3 protein-coding genes are annotated in these 2,673 nt (G+C 68.8%); 1 reads left to right on the top strand and 2 read right to left on the bottom strand.

What is annotated here, in order from left to right; genetic code table 11:
• The first annotated feature begins 319 nt into the window (after positions 1–319).
• Positions 320–1,408, top strand: coding sequence for an exo-alpha-sialidase (locus AC5JJ1_RS15300; protein ID WP_495785964.1), 1,089 nt, complete (start codon positions 320–322; stop codon positions 1,406–1,408).
• A gap of 116 nt (positions 1,409–1,524) precedes the next feature.
• On the opposite strand, the gene AC5JJ1_RS15295 is transcribed toward AC5JJ1_RS15300, so the two are convergent.
• Positions 1,525–1,668 carry a hypothetical protein gene (locus AC5JJ1_RS15295; protein ID WP_495785963.1) on the bottom strand — a complete coding sequence of 48 codons (144 nt, stop codon included), beginning with the start codon at positions 1,666–1,668 and terminating at the stop codon, positions 1,525–1,527.
• A 5-nt stretch (positions 1,669–1,673) separates the two neighbouring features.
• On the bottom strand, positions 1,674–2,660 hold the full coding sequence (locus AC5JJ1_RS15290; RefSeq protein ID WP_495785962.1) for a GGDEF domain-containing protein: 987 nt from the start codon (positions 2,658–2,660) through the stop codon (positions 1,674–1,676).
• Between the last annotated feature and the right edge of the window lie 13 nt (positions 2,661–2,673).

Below are 2,673 nucleotides of genomic sequence, written 5' to 3'. Positions count from 1 at the left end.
AATCAGGTGCCGACTTCAAATCGGAATCAGGTGCCGACTTGCTCCGGAATCCGCACCCTCAGCTGCTCCACCACCAATTGCGCGATCTCCTCGGCTATGCTGCCCTCCGTCCGCGCACCATCTTCAGGGCCCACGCCCGAGTGGCATACCAGTTCTGGAAGCGCACGGAATTGCCCCGAGCGGTGACCATGGGACTGCTACGCCGAAACAGCCGGGTTCGGCCCGGATCGGGTAGGGACTTGGAGGCGCGTTGGAGCCCGTGATGGTGGTTGGACGGAGAGGGAACGCACGCGAGCGGCGGCCACTGTGTCGTGTCGCCGTGGCTACGCTGGCCGCTGCGGCGCTGCTGTCGCCCCGCCCTGCCGTCTCCGCCGACGGGGATGGCGTCACTCTCGCGCGCTCCGAGCTGCCCGCCCCGCCGGGCCGGGTGAACCACGGTCCGGGCCTCGTCGAGCTTCCCACGGGCGAGCTGCTGCTCTGCTGGTACTCCGGCCGGAGCGAGGCGGGCACCGACGTGCGGATCCTCTGCTCGCGCAATGCCGAGCGCGGAGCCGGCGGCTGGTCGCCCCTCGAGGTCGCGGTCGGGCCCGACGACAAGGCGGCGGCTGCGCAGGCGGCGAACAAGAGCCTCGGCAACGTGGTGCTCTTTGCCGATGCCCGGCACGGCCGTCTCTGGATGGTGCACGGCGTGATCCAACGATGGGAGGTCCCGGTGCTCGGCAACTTGTGCCGCACCTGGCGCTGCGGGCGGGTCGACGTTCGCATCTCGGCCGATGGCGGGCGCAGCTGGTCGGCGGCGATGCGCCTCGACGACCAGGCCGGCGCCCTGCCGCGCGCCGGCGTGTTGCCGCATCCAGAACTCGGCGCGATCCTGCCGCTCTACCTGGAAGGCGAGCGGACCTCCTACGTCCGGCAGGTCGAGCCCGGCGCCACCGGGCTCCGGCTCGGCCCGCCGCTTTTCATCCCGACCCGTGGCGTCATCCAGCCGAGCCTCGTGCTCCAGGGCGACGGGCGGGTGCGGGCCTACCTGCGCGACACGGCCGCGCTGGCGGTGCGCACGGCGGTGCTGGATCCCGTCACGGGCCGGTGGAGCGAGGCGGTCGCCACCGACCTGCCGAACCCCGGCTCCGCGGTCGACGCTTTCACAGATGGCCGCGGCCGCTTCGTCGTGGTCCACAACCCCTCGACCCGCGACCGTCGCGCCCTGCGCCTGGCCTCGTCGCAGGACGGTACCCGCTTCGTCAGCGGCTGCGACCTCGTGCCCGAGGGCGAGGAGGGCGAGGTCGCATACCCGACCGCACTCCGGACTGCGGACGGGTTCTGGCATGTGGCCTACTCGGCGCAGGGGAAGACCAGGATCCGCCACCTCCGGATCGGGCCGGGCTGGCTGGCGCTATGCCTCGGGTAGCTTGGGCCCGCGCGCGGTCCTGAGGCTGGCGGACCGACGCGGCAGGGCCCGGCAGGCTGGCCCCCGCGGGGGCGATCGGGCGCGAGCAGTGTGCGATGGGTAAGCGGTCATAGTCCCTAGCGCTCCCGCTCCAGGGAGGGCAGGAAGGGGCCGGTGCTGCTCGTCACCGTCGGCCCGATGCGGTTCTCGATGTCCGCCTGGCGCCGCTGGCGGTAGGCGGCGCGCATGGTGGCGTAGGGGTCGAGCGACGTGCGCCGCATCCGAGCTACTCGACCATGACCATTTGCTGGGCTTCGGCCCGGTTACGGCCCAGCCGCTTGGCGCGGTACGCCGCAGCGTCGGCCGCGGCGAGCAGTTCCTCAAGGGTTTCGATGCCCTCGCCCATGCTGGCGCAGCCAAGGCTGATCGTGACCGCCACGGGCGTGCTGCCACATTGTACCGGCTCCTGGGCCACGAGGTGGCGCAAGCGTTCAGCCATCGTCATCGCTTCATCCAGGCCCGAGCCGGGTAGCAGCACCACGAACTCTTCCCCGCCAAAGCGAGCCAGGATGTCCACCGCACGAAGCCCGTGACGACAGCGATCGACCAGAGCCTTCAAGACCGCGTCACCAGCCGGGTGGCCAAACGTATCGTTTACCCGTTTGAAGTGGTCGGCGTCGAACAGGATGACCGAAAGTGGCGAGCCATGACGCTTCCAGCGGGCAACTTCGACCTCCGCCAGGTCGAACAGCCGGGCACGGTTGACCGCCCCGGTGAGGTGGTCTGTGAAAAGCAAGCGGCGCAGTTCTTCCGTGTTCATCTTGCGCTCGGTGATGTCACGCATCACCACCGAGAAGCCGTGGATTTGGCCATCCTGCTCCCGCAGCGCGGCCACCAGGCTCTGCATCCATTTGCCGCCGCCGTCGCGGTTGACACGACGTCCCTCTTCCACAGCCCAGCCTTCACGGCGGGCACATTCGATTTGCCGAATGGCCTTGTCGCGGGACGCCGCGTCTTTCCCATAGAAGTGCTGCAATGTGCAGCCGAGCACCTCCTGCTCGGAGTAGCCGGTATGCTGCTCAGCCGAGGCATTCCAGCTATCGATTTGGCCATGGCTATCGAGTGAGAAAAGCGCAAAATCGCGCACACCTGCGAGCAAAGTGCCAAACCAGGATTCCGCCTGTTGCAACCGCCGCTCTTGAGCAACCTGCACCGACACGTCGGTTAGAACGGTTCTGTTGCATCGTTTGCGGATCGAGGCGATCGCAGCCATGCTGGGACATGGC

Source organism: Belnapia sp. (assembly GCF_059504005.1).
The sequence above is the reverse complement of the archived record's forward strand: the minus strand, read 5'-3'. Positions and strand labels throughout refer to the sequence as shown.